General features: G+C 40.7%; 15 protein-coding genes and 1 tRNA gene. 5 read left to right on the plus strand and 11 right to left on the minus strand.

The window, feature by feature from the left end; all coding sequences use genetic code 11:
- Window positions 1–22: 22 nt before the first annotated feature.
- Window positions 23–1,036: a phytanoyl-CoA dioxygenase family protein gene (locus QZT69_RS03710; protein ID WP_294670630.1), complete on the minus strand. Its 1,014-nt coding sequence runs from the start codon at window positions 1,034–1,036 to the stop codon at window positions 23–25.
- 110 nt (window positions 1,037–1,146) lie between these two features.
- On the opposite strand from QZT69_RS03710, the gene rnr reads away from it, so the two are divergent.
- Window positions 1,147–3,306 (plus strand): ribonuclease R, encoded by a 2,160-nt coding sequence (gene rnr / locus QZT69_RS03715; protein WP_294670632.1) that lies wholly within the window; start codon window positions 1,147–1,149, stop codon window positions 3,304–3,306.
- Between the two features lie 52 nt (window positions 3,307–3,358).
- Here the strand turns inward: rnr and QZT69_RS03720 are convergent, their stop codons facing one another.
- The 6 genes from QZT69_RS03720 to QZT69_RS03745 all read right to left on the minus strand — a co-directional run bounded on the left by QZT69_RS03720 (window position 3,359) and on the right by QZT69_RS03745 (window position 8,716).
- Window positions 3,359–3,901 carry a 3'-5' exonuclease gene (locus tag QZT69_RS03720; protein ID WP_294670634.1) on the minus strand — a complete coding sequence of 181 codons (543 nt, stop codon included), beginning with the start codon at window positions 3,899–3,901 and terminating at the stop codon, window positions 3,359–3,361.
- 125 nt (window positions 3,902–4,026) lie between these two features.
- Window positions 4,027–4,770 (minus strand): hypothetical protein, encoded by a 744-nt coding sequence (locus tag QZT69_RS03725; RefSeq protein WP_294670636.1) that lies wholly within the window; start codon window positions 4,768–4,770, stop codon window positions 4,027–4,029.
- Between the two features lie 91 nt (window positions 4,771–4,861).
- The gene (locus tag QZT69_RS03730; RefSeq protein WP_294670638.1) at window positions 4,862–5,509 is read right to left on the minus strand and encodes a hypothetical protein; all 648 of its coding nucleotides are present in this window, start codon (window positions 5,507–5,509) and stop codon (window positions 4,862–4,864) included.
- A 56-nt stretch (window positions 5,510–5,565) separates the two neighbouring features.
- Window positions 5,566–5,970: a GNAT family N-acetyltransferase gene (locus QZT69_RS03735; RefSeq protein ID WP_294670639.1), complete on the minus strand. Its 405-nt coding sequence runs from the start codon at window positions 5,968–5,970 to the stop codon at window positions 5,566–5,568.
- Window positions 5,971–6,204: 234 nt separating this feature from the next.
- Complete coding sequence (locus QZT69_RS03740; protein WP_294670640.1) at window positions 6,205–7,839, minus strand: S8 family peptidase; 1,635 nt, start codon at window positions 7,837–7,839, stop codon at window positions 6,205–6,207.
- 115 nt (window positions 7,840–7,954) lie between these two features.
- Window positions 7,955–8,716 (minus strand): response regulator, encoded by a 762-nt coding sequence (locus tag QZT69_RS03745; protein WP_294670642.1) that lies wholly within the window; start codon window positions 8,714–8,716, stop codon window positions 7,955–7,957.
- Between the two features lie 661 nt (window positions 8,717–9,377).
- On the opposite strand from QZT69_RS03745, the gene rpiB reads away from it, so the two are divergent.
- Both rpiB and QZT69_RS03755 read left to right on the plus strand, forming a co-directional pair.
- Window positions 9,378–9,818 (plus strand): ribose 5-phosphate isomerase B, encoded by a 441-nt coding sequence (gene rpiB / locus QZT69_RS03750; protein ID WP_294670644.1) that lies wholly within the window; start codon window positions 9,378–9,380, stop codon window positions 9,816–9,818.
- A 70-nt stretch (window positions 9,819–9,888) separates the two neighbouring features.
- Entirely contained in the window at window positions 9,889–11,340 is a 1,452-nt protein-coding gene (locus QZT69_RS03755) for a M28 family peptidase (protein WP_294670646.1), read from the plus strand.
- Here the strand turns inward: QZT69_RS03755 and QZT69_RS03760 are convergent.
- Entirely contained in the window at window positions 11,337–12,527 is a 1,191-nt protein-coding gene (locus tag QZT69_RS03760) for a peroxiredoxin (RefSeq protein ID WP_294670648.1), read from the minus strand. The two genes, QZT69_RS03755 and QZT69_RS03760, sit on opposite strands and share 4 nt — an antisense overlap.
- Window positions 12,528–12,656: 129 nt before the next feature.
- On the opposite strand from QZT69_RS03760, the gene QZT69_RS03765 reads away from it, so the two are divergent.
- Both QZT69_RS03765 and QZT69_RS03770 read left to right on the plus strand, forming a co-directional pair.
- Entirely contained in the window at window positions 12,657–13,190 is a 534-nt protein-coding gene (locus QZT69_RS03765; protein ID WP_294670650.1) for an RNA polymerase sigma factor, read from the plus strand.
- The gene (locus tag QZT69_RS03770) at window positions 13,183–14,118 is read left to right on the plus strand and encodes a gliding motility-associated C-terminal domain-containing protein (protein WP_294670652.1); all 936 of its coding nucleotides are present in this window, start codon (window positions 13,183–13,185) and stop codon (window positions 14,116–14,118) included. The genes QZT69_RS03765 and QZT69_RS03770 overlap by 8 nt, the downstream gene beginning before the upstream one ends.
- 490 nt (window positions 14,119–14,608) lie before the next feature.
- Here the strand turns inward: QZT69_RS03770 and QZT69_RS03775 are convergent.
- From QZT69_RS03775 to gltX, 3 genes are all read right to left on the minus strand, one after another.
- Window positions 14,609–14,679 (minus strand) — tRNA-Cys (locus QZT69_RS03775).
- A 104-nt stretch (window positions 14,680–14,783) separates the two neighbouring features.
- Window positions 14,784–15,146, minus strand: coding sequence for a dihydroneopterin aldolase (gene folB / locus QZT69_RS03780; RefSeq protein ID WP_294670654.1), 363 nt, complete (start codon window positions 15,144–15,146; stop codon window positions 14,784–14,786).
- A complete protein-coding gene (gene gltX, locus QZT69_RS03785) occupies window positions 15,143–16,669 on the minus strand; it encodes a glutamate--tRNA ligase (protein WP_294670656.1) in 1,527 nt (508 codons plus the stop codon). Before gltX ends, folB begins: the two co-directional genes overlap by 4 nt.
- Between the last annotated feature and the right edge of the window lie 50 nt (window positions 16,670–16,719).

Here is a 16,719-nt window from a genome sequence, read left to right on the forward strand (position 1 = left end):
AGATTTTCAGCTGAAAATCAAGTTAAATCCATTCTTTTTTGATTTCAAGATCAATCGGTGCGTAGTTGATGTATTGAACAATACGCGGGCTATGAGCCAAATTCGGGCTGCTCCCGTGTGGTAGTGCCTGATGCCAGATAATAAAATCTCCCGCTTGAGCAGCAATGGGTTTGGCTCCAAGGGCATAAAAGTCCTGATCCCTTGGATTTTCACCATCCGGCAATGAGCTCAGCCAAGCTTCAATCTTTCGGTGAAATCCGGGAACCAAAGTAAATGCACCCTGATTTTCAGCTGTATCGGTCAAGTACAAAATTCCCTGAAGGCCTAAAGGGATTGGCTGCTTCAAACTCACGTCCCAATGCAAAGGAAAACCCTGATAAGGGTGTGATTCTGTAACCGGTGGATTAAATCCGCAACGATCCGTGTTCAGCCACAAATCCGTTCTGTTCCACAATTGTTCATACGCTTTCAACACCTTTGGTGAGCGCCGGTTTTGCTCCAACAATTCATGCTGGAAGAGTTGAACCATCACTCCTTGTTTCTCCGGATGAGCCGTATACCAGGTTTCAGGTCTTGATAGGTCTGCACCAATAAAGTCACAAATTACTTTTACTGTGGCTTCACAATCTTCCTTTGGAATGGCCCCACGGATTATCAGGTAACCGTTTTCCTCCCAGAAATGAAGTTCTTCTTCACTAAGCACCTGCTCGATTTCTCTTTTTTTCGGCTCATCCCGCTGAAGGATTCGAGCATTGAATTGCCGGATATTTTCTTCCGGTATGCTCCCTCCGTTCACTTCCAGAATCCAGTCTTCAAACTCGTCAATGGATGCTCCGCCGATATACAAGTACCGAACTGTTTGTTCCAGCCCAAGGTTCAGTGCAACCAACAAAGTATAATCCAACTGCCATTCTTCCGACATATCCGCATTGTTCAATATTCCGTTCCGGATGGCTTGTTGTTTTTCCCAGTAACGTTTTAAGTGCATAATTCCCAAACGGGTTGTTTCAACTGAGGCTGAAAAAGGTTTGTTCATGTGAAGCGGTTTTTTACGAAGTTAGCATTTGACAACTACAATGTCCGCATAAAAGCACTAATTCTCCAAATGTCATTTGGGTTTTGTATTTTTACCATACAACATTAGTTATGGGTAAAAAAAGACCAACAAAAAAAATAAAAGATAAATCGACCAAAAAACTAAAAACCGGCCTCTATCACATTATTCGAAAATTATTTGAACAACACCAGGATGCACTTCTGAATTACAAGCAGGTGTGCAGTTTGCTGCATGTGCACGACAGCGAATCCCGCAAATTAGTTGTGGCTTTACTGCGTGAATTGGAAACTGAAGGTTTTTTGCGCAAGAGCGGACATGAAACGTATGCTTATTCCAATACCACGGAAACCATTGAAGGAGAACTGGAGCTGACACAGCGCGGTTCCGGATTTGTAGTGGTTGGAAAAAATGAAGCGGATATTTTCATCGCGCCTCACAATATCGGTCACGCCATTCACGGAGATATTGTGCGTGTGGCTTTGACAAAAAAAAGCGGCAACCGGCCGGAAGGTAAGATCATGGAGGTAGTTTCGCGCGAGCGGACGCAGTTTGTAGGTACGATTCACATGTACGACAAACACGCATTTTTAATTCCCGACAATACGAAAACGGGCGTGAAAATTTACATTCCTTTCGAAAAGCTCAACAAGGCAAAAAATAAGGACAAGGCGCTGGTAAAAATCACGGTTTGGCCGAAGTCTGCTGAGTTTCCTTTCGGAGAAGTCATCCAGACCCTGGGCGGAAATTCTATTCACGATACGGAAATGATCTCTATTCTGATCGGACAGGGAATTCCCATTGAATTTGAGGACGACGTCATGAACGAAGCGGAACAGGTAACGTTGGAACTCGATCCGGTGGAAGTCGCGAAGCGACGCGATTTTCGGGATATTTTGACTTTCACCATCGACCCGGTGGATGCAAAAGACTTCGATGATGCTTTGTCGATCCGCAAACTGGAGAACGGTCATTACGAGATTGGTGTACACATTGCGGATGTAAGCCAGTATGTGAAACCGGATTCTGCCATGGACAAGGAAGCTTATAAACGCGGAAACTCCGTTTACCTGGTAGACCGTGTCATCCCAATGCTTCCGGAACAGCTTTCAAACATGGTTTGTTCCCTGCGTCCGAAGGAAGATAAATTCACGTTCTCCGCAGTTTTCGAACTGGATGAAAAAGGAAAATTGTATAAAGAGTGGTTTGGTAAAACAGTCATTCATTCCGACCATCGATTTGCCTATGAAGACGCTCAGGAAATCCTCGAAGGTGCAGAAGGCCCATACAAGGAAGAACTGCATATTTTAGATAAAATCGCAAAAATCTATCGAAAAGAGCGGTTTAAGCATGGTGCTTTGATGATCAACTCGGAAGAGATCCGATTCAAACTGGACGAAAACAAAGAACCGGTTGATGTGGTTGTGAAGGTTTCGAAAGATGCACATCAGCTGATCGAAGAGTTCATGCTATTGGCCAATAAGCGTGTGGCCATGTACGTTGGAATGCCTCAAAAAGGAAAAGATCCTGTTCCTTTCGTCTACCGTGTTCACGACAAGCCCGATCCGGAGAAAATCGCATTATTCAGTTTGTTTTTGGATAAATTCGGTCATTCTTTGGAATTCACAAGTCCGGAAAAAGCCGCTCAAAGCATCAACAAATTACTGAACGATATCCGTCTGAAGAACGAATACAGCATTATTCAGCAGATGGCTATCCGAAGCATGGCCAAGGCGACCTACGACACGGACAACATCGGTCACTATGGTTTGGCTTTCCAGTATTATACGCACTTCACCTCACCGATCCGCCGCTATGCAGATTTGATGGTGCACCGCATTTTACTCGAATGTTTGGAAAACCGCCCACACAAGTACAACAATGCTTTGGAAGACATCTGCAAACGCATTTCACGCACGGAGCGCAAAGCAACGGAAGCGGAACGCGAATCCAATAAGTACTTCCAGGTAGTATTCGTCCACGACAAGATCGGGGAAGAATTTGACGGAATTGTTTCCGGTCTGGCAGAGTTCGGGCTGTTTGTGCGCATGACCGAAAACGCCTGTGAAGGAATGGTACCGCTGCAGGAACTTCCCGGAGACCGCTATACCTTTGATGAAAAAACGATGACCATTGTGGGTCAGAAAACCGGTAAAACGTTCCATTTCGGGGATAATGTCCGGGTGAAGATCTCGGAGGTGAGTCCTAAGAAGCGGACGATTGATTTGGAATTGGTATCAGTTTCAGAGTGAGAAAGATAAAACAGAATGAGGCGCTATCCTCACTCTCAAAACTCAAACTGATTTAAATTAGCGTTCGGAGGATTTTTGCAATGTTCTTTGCATCATCCACTCCGCGGTGATGTGTTCCTTCCAATTCGATCCGAAGATGCTGTAATGCACCATCCATTCCTTTTTCATGTCCCAATTTGTTTTTCAATGCAAAGAGCGTTTTTACATTGATGTGAGATGGACCGAGGGGATAACCGACTCCCAGTTCGGAACATTGGCGCTGGATGTGTTTCAGATCGTAAGCCCCAAAGCTTGCCCAGGCCCTGCTCTGCCCTTCATATTCCTTCTTAATAATGGAACATGCTTCTTTGAAGGAAATTCCTTCGTTTCGGATCATTTCCGGAGTAATGGTGGTTAACTCCGTACAGAAATCGCTGATCTCGGAACGTTCCGGAATAACCAGGATTCCCCTATTGTCGGAAATTTCTCCCGAATGGACATCCAGTAAACAGATCCCGAATTCGATAATATCGTTGGTCATTCCTTGTGGAGGAGCTGTGTTCCAGCATGTGGCTTCCACATCGATCACGATAATTTTGTCTAATTTTTTTGCCATTTTTTAATTGTTTAAATTGTTAATTAAACACGACTTTCCTTTCTAGAAAATTCCCCGGCAAAATGAATGATTTAGGTTCAGTAGTCGTGGTTGTTTGCATATATTGGAAGCAAAATTAGTGAAAATTACTTTAAGACTCTCAATCCTGAAAATTTCCTGGGAAGTTCTTCTTTGATGAAAGTATCAAAAGCGAAATGGATAAATTGAATGGAAGTATTCCATTCAGCTTCATTAATATAAAGATTCCAATAAACATTATTGCTGTCTTTGCATAACTCATATCTTATTCCTTCATACCGGAAACTTAAAAATAAGTAGCCGGTAACATTTGATATAGCTAAGCTGGAAAATTCATGCTGAATTAGCGAATCCACTTCTTCTTTATCATTTTGGCCATCGGGGAAATGTTTTTCCAAATATGAAGCTGGAATTTCTTTCATGGTATACGAAAAAACCGTATCTGCTTTAATGGCAACTATTGACCGGAGAAAAGCATTAAGATCTTTCCCGGCTATTCTTCGATCTTTGAAAATTTTTGGGTGAGATACACTATCACTTATCAAATTTGGACCAAATCCGCCAACCCAGGTTTTGACTTCCTTTTTAGTAATGCTATCCTGTGATATTTCCCATTGCCCTACCCATTCTCTGAAGCTTTCTTTGCATTCAAACTTTGTTATGCGATAAACATGTTTCTCCTTTTCATAGTTTATCTTCTCCTTTCTTCCACAAGCTCCTCTTTTTTCTTCTCCGTCCATTTCGGGACTGCATTTATACCCGATCCTGTAAAAAATAACAAGGGAATCGACCTCCTGCGAAAAGCCGTTAACACCAATGAAGATCATCCATGCAAAACTCAGTATTTTCATTTTTTGGGTATAGATGGTTTTTCGTGGATGATTCCATAAATTCCCGGCGGAGCCGAAAAATTTTGATTTTCTGAGGTTTTCCTTTCGATAACTATTGTTTTTTCAGGCGGAATGAACCCGTTTGCAATACCGCATCATCTTCAATAGTGTAAAGCGAATCGCCCGAAATGACGATGTCAAATTCAACCTGGTCTCCCTCTACGAAGCTATAGGCACAACCGTAGCTGGCTTTGATTGTTAATGCTTCCCCCGTAATGGGATGTGTGTGGTCCGTTAAGATATACGCCGGCGTATATTCGTTGAATAAACGGTCGTCTATGACATAAGTTATTCCCGTTTTACTGGTTTTTCGTCCGGTCATCAGGTCTTCGTTTTCATAACGGGCCAGGATCATCTTTTTATCTATCAACGAAGGCGGATCCACGCTGATCCATAATGAATCCAGGTTAAACGGTTTAAAGACAAATTCTCCGAAAGTCAGTTTACAGTTCACATGATAAGTGGAATCATTTATCGCTTTGATTGTTCCGGAATGTTCTCCGTAACTATCGTTTCCTTCATTTTGATAGGTGAAAATAACTTTGTTTCCCGGTAAAATTTTCAGGTAGCATAAGTAGCTTCCTCTGTCGGAATAACCTTTGTAAAGTTGTTCCGTTTTGAAACCATAGTTCTCTTTTTTTTCTGAATCAGAACAGCCTGCTAGCAGAAACAATATCGTTGGTATAATTAATCGCATCATATTTATAAGGCATTGCTTTCCCGGCGGAGCCGAAAAAATTTTGAGTTTTAAGCTTTCTATCTTAAGAGTTCCATCATATTCTCCGGTTTAGCTAATTCGGTAAATCCAACTTGTTTGTACAAACCGTGTGCATCAGCCGTTGCCAGTCGTATAACCCTGACATCTTTTAAAGCATCACATTCCAGGATGTGTTTCATCAGCATTTTGGAATACCCATTTCCCCGGTATTTTTCGTCAATGAACACATCCATCAAATAAGCAAATTGGTAATAATCCGTCACAACGCGCGCATATCCGATTTGCTGCTCATCAAGTAACATGCCGAAGTTCAATGAGTTTTCGATACAGGTACGCATGTTTTCCATGGTGCGGTCCTTCGCCCAATAGGTTTGTGCTATGAAATCCGTAATGTATGCGATATCCAAACGATTTTTGTCGGAGGTGATAATCAGATCTTCCATGAATTAAAAATAAACAATCCATATAAAAATAGTAGGGGTTTAAGATTTTAAACCCCTACACCCTAACATATGAACGTAAATTGTGGAAGAATCTGAACCGGTTTGGTAACAATTGTTCCGTTTTTGGTTAGACCTATGCCTTCAGCATAGATATTTTTATGAACCGCAAAGAATGAAAGAACGCAAAGGGAGGATTATTAAAACTTTGCGCCTTTACTCCTTGCGGTAAAAAAATTAGTGTATTACCTGAACCGGTTTGGTAACAACCTGTCCATCTTTATAAATTACCGACAGGTAATAAATTCCTGCTTGCAGATTCCTGCTTTTCAATTCAAATCCCATACCTGTTTTTACCTGGTCTATTTGAATTTCTTTGCCGGAAACATCTTTCAGGGTTAATTGGCTTACAGTTCCATTTGGGATATAAACAGCGAAAGAACCTGTATTCGGATTCGGGAAAACGGAAAAAGCGTTTTTATCGGTTGCATCTATTCCTAAATGGTCCATCAGGTAATTTCCGGCCGCAAAAACGTTGGGCAACGGCCCGATTTTTTGTGAAAGCGGAAATAGTGTCCCTGCAACCTGGGGTTTTCCGGTGTGAACCAATAAATCCCGTATTTGATCTCTTGATAAAGGATTTCCGGTAACGCTTTTATGCAGGGATTGTATTAACGCAACTGCTCCAACTACAATCGGAGAAGCTCCGGAAGTTCCTCCGAAATCGTTTGAATATTCCTTGTTAACTCCCTCGGCTGAATAAGCATCTCCATAACCGGTTGTAACAACTCCTTCCCCATTTCCCTGCAAGTCAATCCGGCTTCCGTAATTGGAAAACCACAGCCTGGAACGTGATGCATCATCGATACCAACAGCTCCGGCTCCCACCATAATAGCTTCCGACCAGTTCTCTTCCAGGAAAGGATAATGTCCGTTATTGTCCATACTGAAAATAGGGTCATCCAAATCCTGATTGCCATTTGCGGCAGCTTCCACTACAATCAATCCATTTCCGGATATTAACTGGATGGCATCGTAATACGGTTCATACCATTCTACCGGTACATAATCCGGATTTGCATCGGGGCCGGCAATTTGCTGTTCGATCAGAACGATATCTCCCGGATCCAATTCATTCATGGTATTGATCAGCGCTTCTTCCAGGAAATACGTTTGGTCGAAATAAGCACCTGAAAAAAACAGCTGGCTTTGATAAGCAATACCGGTGGTTCCTACTCCATCATTCAAAGAACCGATTTCTCCCAATACGGCCGTTCCGTGATCCGGTCCGAACCCGGGATCTTCCGGCTGTGGTCCTATGATAGTAACCGTTGGAAGATCATCATGAAGGTCGTTGAACATGTATTCAATATCGCAAACTTTTACTCCTGCTCCGTAGACAGAATACGCACTCCAAAATTCCTGTGCATGAATTCCCGCTTCCTGGTCGTACAAATAAAGCTGCGTCGGTTGAAAATCAGGTACTGCCGGCAGGCTTAATTTCGGTGGAATGCTCACATACTTAATAGCACTCAATCTCGTTTCTATTTCCTTTTTAACCGATTGGATATCTTCATCAGCATTTAAGTGAAATTCAAAAAGTGTGCGTGGGTCCGAAAGGTTCTTTTTCAGGTTTTGTTTGGCCTTTTGGTAATAAGCGTCCAATTTTTCCGGGGAAATGGAATAAAAAGGTTCCCAATGTCCATATTGTCCAAGATCCGGGAAAGCACCTGATTCAGAAACCAGTTTCCCGTCTTGGGCATATACTGCTGTTCCGTCCAGGAACTTCACGTGTAATATTCTATCCGGATTATTTTGAGCGGTAACCGTAAAAAAGGAGAAAGATAAAATGGTAAGCAGACGAAATTTCATAAGCGCGATCTTTTCGTCAATGCTAGGAAATATATCTCAACTTTCTGTACAAATAATTTGTAACCTGAAACTTATTGAGGGAAAGGTAATAAAGGAAATGTAACCGGGCGGCTGCTTAAAGCATTTTGATGCGATTCGTCAGTTCATCTCTGTATGAACCTCCGATCGGAATGAGTTTGCGGTCATTTTCCAACTGCAGGTTCGGAAAGTCGATCGATGCAATTTTATCCAGACGAACAATAAACGAACGATGAACACGAATAAACTGGTCTGTACCCAATTTTGTTTCGATATCCTTCATGGTTGAATGGATCGTGTAACGTGTTTCATTGGTGTTGATAACTACGTAATCCTTCAAAGCCTCAATGAAATAAATATCGTTCATATTCAACTTCACCAATTTGCTGTTGGATTTTACGAAAATGAACTCATTGAGTGAATCTTTCTCTTTGTTTTCAACAAGCGAATAAAGCATATCGCGTTCGCGTTCCACCTCTTGTTCCTTCTTGTGTTTGTATAGAGCCATTTCAATCGACGTGTGTAAATCGATTTCTTTGAAAGGTTTTAAAATATACCCGTATGGTTCGGTAACTTTCGCTTTGGATAAAGTGGCTTCATCTGCATAAGCTGTTAGATAGATTACCGGAATGGAGTATTGGTTACGAACAATTTCCGCTGTTTCGATCCCATTCATTTCTCCTTTCAACATGATGTCCATAAGGACAATATCAGGCTGATTTGCTTCCAATAATTCAAGTGCTTTCTCACCCGAAGGAGCCGCACCAACAACGTGGTAACCAAGCTTTTTCAAACTTGACTGGATATCCTTCGAAACAATGAATTCATCTTCTACAACTAACACATTAGCCTTCGTCATTCTTTACAGCTTTGGAGTCAAAAGTAATTAATTTTGAGCGTTAATTACAATCTGTTCTAATTATTTCGTAGACACTTCACTTTCGTTCGTCTATTCGAATATAAACTTTAACTATGAATTGTGCAAATTAGTCTTCAAAAGAGCGAAAACAAAATAAATAGAATAAAATCTTTTTTAAAAAGAAATCTATTATATCTATTAGGGGTGTTAATTCGTGTAAAACTTTCAATAAAAGGATTCGTTTTTTAAACTTATGAGTTCATTCGATAGATTTATTGACAATCGGAATACATCTTTTGAAGTTCTATCACAAGACTTTACGCAGATATGAACAAAATGAGTTAAATTGTTAATGTGGATAAAATAGTTTGGTTTTACTCTGTTAATATGTGTTTAACATGGTGATAAAAGAGCGATAATTTGATCAAACTTTTGAGTGCTTTATTCAAAAACTTGTACATATGATCAAATAGTTCGAATATCCTAGAAATACTTATTGAATCTTTCCAACAGATATTGACAATTTGGATTTAAAAGGTGTGTAAAACTACTTTTAACAAGAGCAACAAAATCAGCACTTTCCGGGAATGCATTTTTTCTTATTGTTAATTGATTGTTCCATTTGTTGATAAGCCTTAACTTTGAGAAAACTTTCAGTATTATGTCACAAATCATTCCTATAGGAGCAGATCATGCAGGATTTCAGTTGAAATCAGAAGTTATTAAACATTTGGAATCAGTGGGTTACCAGGTAAAAGATTACGGATGTTACAGTGAAGAAAGCATTGACTATGCTGATTTCGGTCACCCGGTTGCCGATCACGTGGAAGCAAATGAAGGGTCCAAAGGAATTGTGATCTGCGGAAGCGGGAACGGAATTAACATGACTGTTAACAAACACCAGGGAATTCGCGGAGCACTTTGCTGGAAGAAAGAAATCGCTCAATTGGCTCGTGAACATAATGATGCAAACATTTTGACACTTCCTGCGCGATTTGTTTCTGTAGAAGAAGCATTGGAAATGGTGGATATTTTCTGGAACACCGATTTTGAAGGTGGAAGACACCAGAAGCGTATTGATAAAATCCCGATGTGTAAATAGTAAATGTTCAAAAGTTTCAAGAGGTTCGAATATTGAACTTTTTGAACATTTCAACTCTTATTGATAAAGTATGAAAGGAATCACCAGTCTTTTATTTTCAAGTGCCTTGTGCGTTTGTTTTTCCCAGCAGGTTGATGTACCTAAAAAGTACAGCTCTTATATAGATGAAGCAGATCTGAAAAAAAACCTCACAGTTATAGCTTCCGATGAATACCTGGGAAGAGAAACCGGGAAACAGGGGCAGAAAATGACTGCTGAGTTCCTGAGTGCTTATTTTAAGAAACTGGGTTGTTCTTTTGCACCGGGAATGTCGGGTTATGAACAATACTTTGATGTCATTGAAAGTACACCCGGTGGAACAATGAGCCTAAACGGATTGAACCTGAATTTCAAAACAGATTTTATCTATTATTCCTGTAAGTCGAAAACAAGTTTGGAGAATCTGCCGGTGTATACAAACGAGCAGCTGACAAAAGCGGGAAAAGAACCTTGCTACCTGATATATATGCTAAAAAGCCTGGAAGTGCGTAAAGAAGTTGCTGCTTTGAAAAAAGATCTTCCGAAGCATGTAAAAGGAATTATTTTAGTTTCCGATCAGTATACTACTTTATATGAGTACATGGAACATTACGTTACGACGAAAAGCATGTACCTGGCGGATGAAAAGAGAAAGGAAGAATTCCCGATCCTGTTTGTGAATAAGTCTTCTTTGCAAGGCCTGAACAAAAAATCGAATGGATTTCTTTCCGGAACGGGGAAGATATCGAAACCAACGAAACCGGTTTTTACATTAAATGGTCAGCTGAATACGCAGGAAGAACGATTAAAAAGTTCCAATGTATTGGCTTATATAGAAGGAAGTGATCCCGTTCTTTCAAAGGAAGTAGTGGTTATTACCGCACATTATGATCACATTGGTGTAGATCATGGAGTTGTATACAATGGTGCGGATGATGATGGAACAGGAACAGTTGCTTTGCTGGAATTGGCAGAAGCATTTATGGAAGCGAAGAAAAACGGAGAAGGTCCGAAACGTTCCATCCTGATCATGCCGGTTTCGGGTGAAGAAAAAGGACTGCTTGGTTCTAACTATTATTCTTCACATCCGGTGATTCCTTTGGCAAATACGGTTGCCGATCTGAATATAGATATGATAGGCCGGAATGATATCGGACATGAAAAGGATACCAATTACATTTATATCATCGGTTCGAATATGCTGAGCAATGACCTGCACGATGTAAATGAAAAGGCGAATGAAAAGTATACGCGCGTCAAATTGGATTATAAGTTCAACAGTTTATCTGACCCGAACCAATTCTATTATCGTTCGGATCATTACAATTTTGCCAAGCACAGTATTCCTGTAATTTTCTACTTCAGCGGAGTTCATGAGGATTACCATCAACCTACAGATGACGTGGAGAAAATCATATTCTCTAAAGTGGAAAAAATAGCGCGCCTGGTTTTTTATACGGCTTGGGAACTTTCAGACAATCCTAAAAGAATCCGGTTAAATTAATAACCCAGCAGGGATTCAATCAGTGCATTTGTTTTTTGAACGTATTCGATATACACTTCCCCTGTTCCCGGTCCGTTGAAACCGGTATGAATGCGTTTTACTTCCCCGTCTCTTCCAATATAAATAGAGGTAGGGAAAGAGATTACTTCATTGAGCATTTTAAATTGTTCGGAAGCAATTCCTTTGGAGGCTTTTCCTCCGACTAAAAAAGTGAAGTCTAAATTTTTACGTTCTTTCAGAGTAAGGATCTTTTTAGCCTGGTCTTCAAAAGTGTCGGCAGTTTCATACCCGATAGATATGATTTCCAATCCTTTGGAATGGTATTTTTCGTACAATTCCTTGTAATAATTGGTTTCGTCCATGCAATTCGGACACCAGGTCCCCATGATTTGAATGATTACCACTTTTCCTCTTGTTTCGGCATTCGGGAAGGAATAATCTCCTCCGTTCACAGTTTTCAGGTTGAAGCTGAAAGGAGTATTTTCCTTCTTAAGAACGGTAATGGAATCCGGATCACGCAATTCAAAATCGGGATTATAATTTGCAACGAAATCCGTAGAATAATGTTTACCGCTGTAAAAATAACCCTGAACATGCTGCTGATCCTTTAAAGACCCATTCAGTAAAAATGCATGTGAACCATCGAAGGCAGAAAGGTAGAATTTAGATCCTTCAATAAATCCTTCTAAAAAACGGTAATCACCGGTTTCTGTTCGGAATGTTCCAGTCAGATGATTGTGATCCTGGGAAATAATTCCAAGCGCACTTTCTTCGTCATTGGTTTCAGGAGAAAAATGCGTTTCCCATTTTCCGCTTAGATTTCCACCGGGAGCCTCTTTTTTTCGTGCTTTTGGATTGAAATTAGCGAAAAATGGAATTTTGTAATTGACTCCTTTGTTGTAGTTGAACCAAAATCCGCGGATTTCCTTTTTCTTATGAGTGATGAAACGCAATTCGGAATCAAAGCTCGGGAAAGGTAAAACAATGGTATCTCCCTTTTTAATTCCGTTCGTTAATTCGATTCTTTCTTCGGCATTGTTAACAACCAGGAGTGTTCTTTTTTGTTTTTTCTCCACGGTTAAATGAACCGGCAATTGGGTTGTTTCATTTAGTTGAAGATAAGCTGAATAGGATCCCGGAAGAAGCGGGATCTTTTGAGAGTACACGGTTGTTGCTGATAAACCCATCAGTAACAAGGAGGAAATACTTATTTTCATTGGGGTGCTAAAGTGCTACTAAGATAAATTTTATTTTGAAGAATTCTGTCACATGCAACCTTTTTTGGTAGTTTAGAGTCTATTGATACAGCAAGTGCTATGGATGATTTAACATTGGTAAATGAATGCGCCAAAGGAAATTCAAAAGCACAGCGAGCGTTGTTTGATAAGTTTGCTCCCAAGATGCTGGCGGTTTGTCAGCGTTACCTGAGAAATAACCAGGAAGCTGAAGATGTATTACAAGATGGTTTTGTAAAAGTATTTCAGAAGATTGTGGATTTCAAAATGGAAGGATCTCTGGAAGGATGGATCAGAAGGATTGTTGTAAATACAGCTCTGGATACCATCCGGAAGAACAAAAAGTTATTGGATGACATACAAGTCGAAGAGGTTCAATACAAAGTATCCTTTACAGACCATCAGTTTGATGGAATGGACCTGGCGCAGTTAATGAAACTGATTAACGAAATGCCGGATGGATACCGGATTGTATTTAACATGTTTGCAATAGAAGGTTATTCGCATAAAGAAATAGCAGATACATTGGGAGTAACGGAGAATACCTCCAAATCACAATACTCGCGTGCACGAGCTTTTCTACGCACTCAATTAGAATTATTAGAACGTGATTGAAAAAGATAATATACAAGAACTGTTTTCGAAGGCATTTGAGAACCAGACTGCCCCGGTGAGGCCGGATTTATGGGCTGGTGTTCAGGCTAAGATGGCTGCTGCAGGTGTTGCTTCTACGGCAACGGTTGCAACTAAAGGTCTTTCTGCTTTGACAAAATGGATCATTGGCTCAGCTGCGGTTGGAACTGTAGGCGTGGTCACTGCTGTTGTTGCTTTGAATTCAGGTGAAGAAAGTGTGAACAAAAAGACGGATTCTCCAAAAGAAATCTCTCAGAATGTGATCACAACCAGTCCGGAAGAGAACAAATCTGAAGACACGAAATTCGCACCACATACCGGCTATACAAAACCGGTAGTTGTTGAAGATAAACAGTTTGCAGATATTCCTCAGACAACGAATCCTAACAGTAAGGAATATATCAAGGAAGATTTCGTTAAGAATGATGATATTCCGCAGGAAGCAGCTAAACCGGATAAAGTGAAACAGGAAGAAACGCACGTTTTAACCGATAACTTTAGAAAAGAGTCAGCTGGAAAAACAGATTCTAAAAAAGAACCGGCGGAAAAGAAGGATGATGTAAGAGAAACACCGCCTACGAAACATCCGGAAGATTCGAAGGAACCTGTTTTCGTGAAACTGGAAGCAAAAGTGACTAAGTTCCCTAGTATTTTTACTCCAAATGGTGACGGAAGTAACGACATTTATTTTGTAAAAGCGGAAAACATTAACGACTTCCAATTATTGATCATTGATCAGAACAACCGTGAAATGTTCCGTTCAAATGCCCCTGGAGAAGAGGAAGGATGGAACGGAAGAGATAAATCAGGAGATGAAGCACCGAGCGGAAGCTACGCAGCAATCGTTACAGGAAAAGATCAAAACGGGAAAAGTTTCCGGGACATTCAATTGTTCGAATTAAGACGCTAATAATTACACGTATACTGAAACAAAGTGAAAGAGCATTCGTCTTTTGACGGGTGCTTTTTTGCTTATTAAAACCACATAGGTACGGAGTTCACATAGATTATTATCGCAAATAATAATTAAAATTTGCGCATAATATGAACAGTAGAGAGACAAAGAATTTTTGTTTTCTGTAACCCACAAGGAATTTATTCTGTTTTATTCAAAGAATGGTAAAGCGTATTACTATGTGCTCTATGTTTCTATATTGTGACAAGAAGAATTTTATGAAAACAAAAAGTTCCGCAGTTATGTGAAGCTTTTCGAGGTCTCGTCTCCCGCACATGCGGGAAACCGGAGCACACGGTTTTGTAGATATTAAAAAACAAAAAACCCTGACGATTACTGTCAGGGTTTCTGAGGTCTCGTCTCCCGCACATGCGGGAAACCGGAGCACATGGTTTTGTAGATATTAAAAAACAAAAAACCCTGACGATTACTGTCAGGGTTTCTGAGGTCTCGTCCGGATTCGAACCGGAGTACACGGTTTTGCAGACCGTTGCCTAACCGCTCGGCCACGAGACCGTCTTGTGCCGGCAAAAATAGTAATTTTTCTTTAATTCCAATGAAAATGGTTGTTTTTGTTAAACCAATCCGTCTTTAAATTAATTCAATTTTTTGAACCTTTTTTACCAGGTTCCCGACTCAATAATAATTGCAACGTTATCTACGTCTCCGTTAATGGGAGGACAAATCTTAGTCACTTTTACACGAAGCGCAATTAACCCTTTGATCTCTTGCTCAATACGTGAAACAATTCGCTGGCCGACATGTTCGATCAGCTTGGAGCGAATAGCCATTTCTTGCGTTACAATTGCATTGATGTGTACATAATCGATTGTCTGGCTCAATTCGTCGTTCAGAGCAGCTTGAGAAAAATCGGTTTTCATGCAGACATCTACTACGTAGTTTCCGCCAATCTTTCCCTCTTCCTCCAAACAGCCGTGATAAGCGTAGAGTTTTATTCCGTTGACTTCTATCAGATGATTCATCCCAGTTTTGCTAATCCGTCGTTCATGCGGTTCAAACATTCCTCCTTGCCTAAGTAAGCGGCAATTTCAAACATAGAGGGCCCCATTCCTGCTCCTGTTACCAGCAAACGGAATAAAGGCAGCACAGCTCCGATTCCCAAAGATTTCTCTTCCAGGAAGGATTTAAATGCCGTTTCAATGCTTGGTGCATCGAATGTTGAAAGTGCTTCCAGTCTGCTTTTCCATTCAGTCATCAATGCAGCAGAATCTTGTTTCCATTTCTTGGAAACTGTCTGCTCGTCATAAGAAGCCGGCTTATTAAGCAGGTAAGATCCTTCTTCCATCATGTCTTTAATGAAGGTTGCACGCTCTTTCATTAAGTGGCAGAACTGTGCTATTTTTTCATCACTTTCCGCAAGATTAAATTGAGATTTGAGCATTTGAGCTAAATCTTCATCGCTTGTTGCTTTTAAATATTGTTGTTGGAACCACTTGGTTTTATCCGGATCAAACTTCGCTCCTGCCTTGCTTACACGATCGAGGCTAAATGCTTCAACCAATTGGTCAAGACTAAAAATCTCTTGAGTTGTTCCCGGGTTCCATCCAAGGAAAGCGAGCATATTGATGAACGCATTATTCAAATAGCCGCTTTCACGGTAACCGGTAAATGATTCCATGTTTCCTGTTTTCGGATCTTTCAGGTTTCCTGAAATTGGGAAAACCGGGAAGCCAAGACGGTCTCCGTCTCTTTTGGAAAGTTTACCGTTTCCATCCGGGCGAAGCAATAATGGAAGGTGTGCAAATTTAGGAGCATCCCATCCGAATGCCTGGTAAAGCAAAATGTGAAGCGGTGCAGACGGAAGCCATTCTTCCCCACGGATTACGTGAGATATTTTCATCAAATGATCATCCACAATATTCGCTAAATGGTAAGTTGGAAGTCCGTCACTTTTGAATAACACTTTGTCATCCAGGTTGTTCGTGTTTACTACTACCCATCCACGGATGATATCTTCGAATCGAACATCTTCATTTCTGGGCATTTTCATTCGGATGACAAATTTATCACCGGCCTCCAATCTTCTTTTTACTTCATCAGCAGGAAGCGTCAGGGAGTTTTTCAATGAAGAACGTGTGATAGAGTTGTATTGCCAATTGGGCATCCCCATATTTTTTGCCTGCTCGCGAACTGCATCCAATTCTTCAGGAGTATCGAATGCATAATATGCTTTATCGTTTTCAACAAGTTGAAGCGCGTAAGGTTTATAAAGATCCATGCGTTCACTTTGAACGTAAGGGCCGTAGTCACCACCTATACCCGGACCTTCGGTAGGCATGATACCACACCATTCTAGAGATTCCATGATATATTCCTGTGCTCCGGGAACGAAACGCTCCTGGTCGGTATCCTCTATTCGAATAATGAAAGTTCCATTATTGTGTTTTGCAAAAAGGTAATTATAAAGTGCTGTTCGAACACCTCCCATATGTAATGGTCCGGTTGGTGATGGTGCGAAACGAACACGTACGTCTGACGAACTCATGCTTGTAAATTTTATGCAAAAGTAATTAAATAATGACCTCGTTCGGCAAA

Origin of the sequence: uncultured Fluviicola sp. (genome assembly GCF_902168135.1) — a bacterium.
Taxonomy (GTDB): domain Bacteria; phylum Bacteroidota; class Bacteroidia; order Flavobacteriales_D; family Crocinitomicaceae; genus Fluviicola.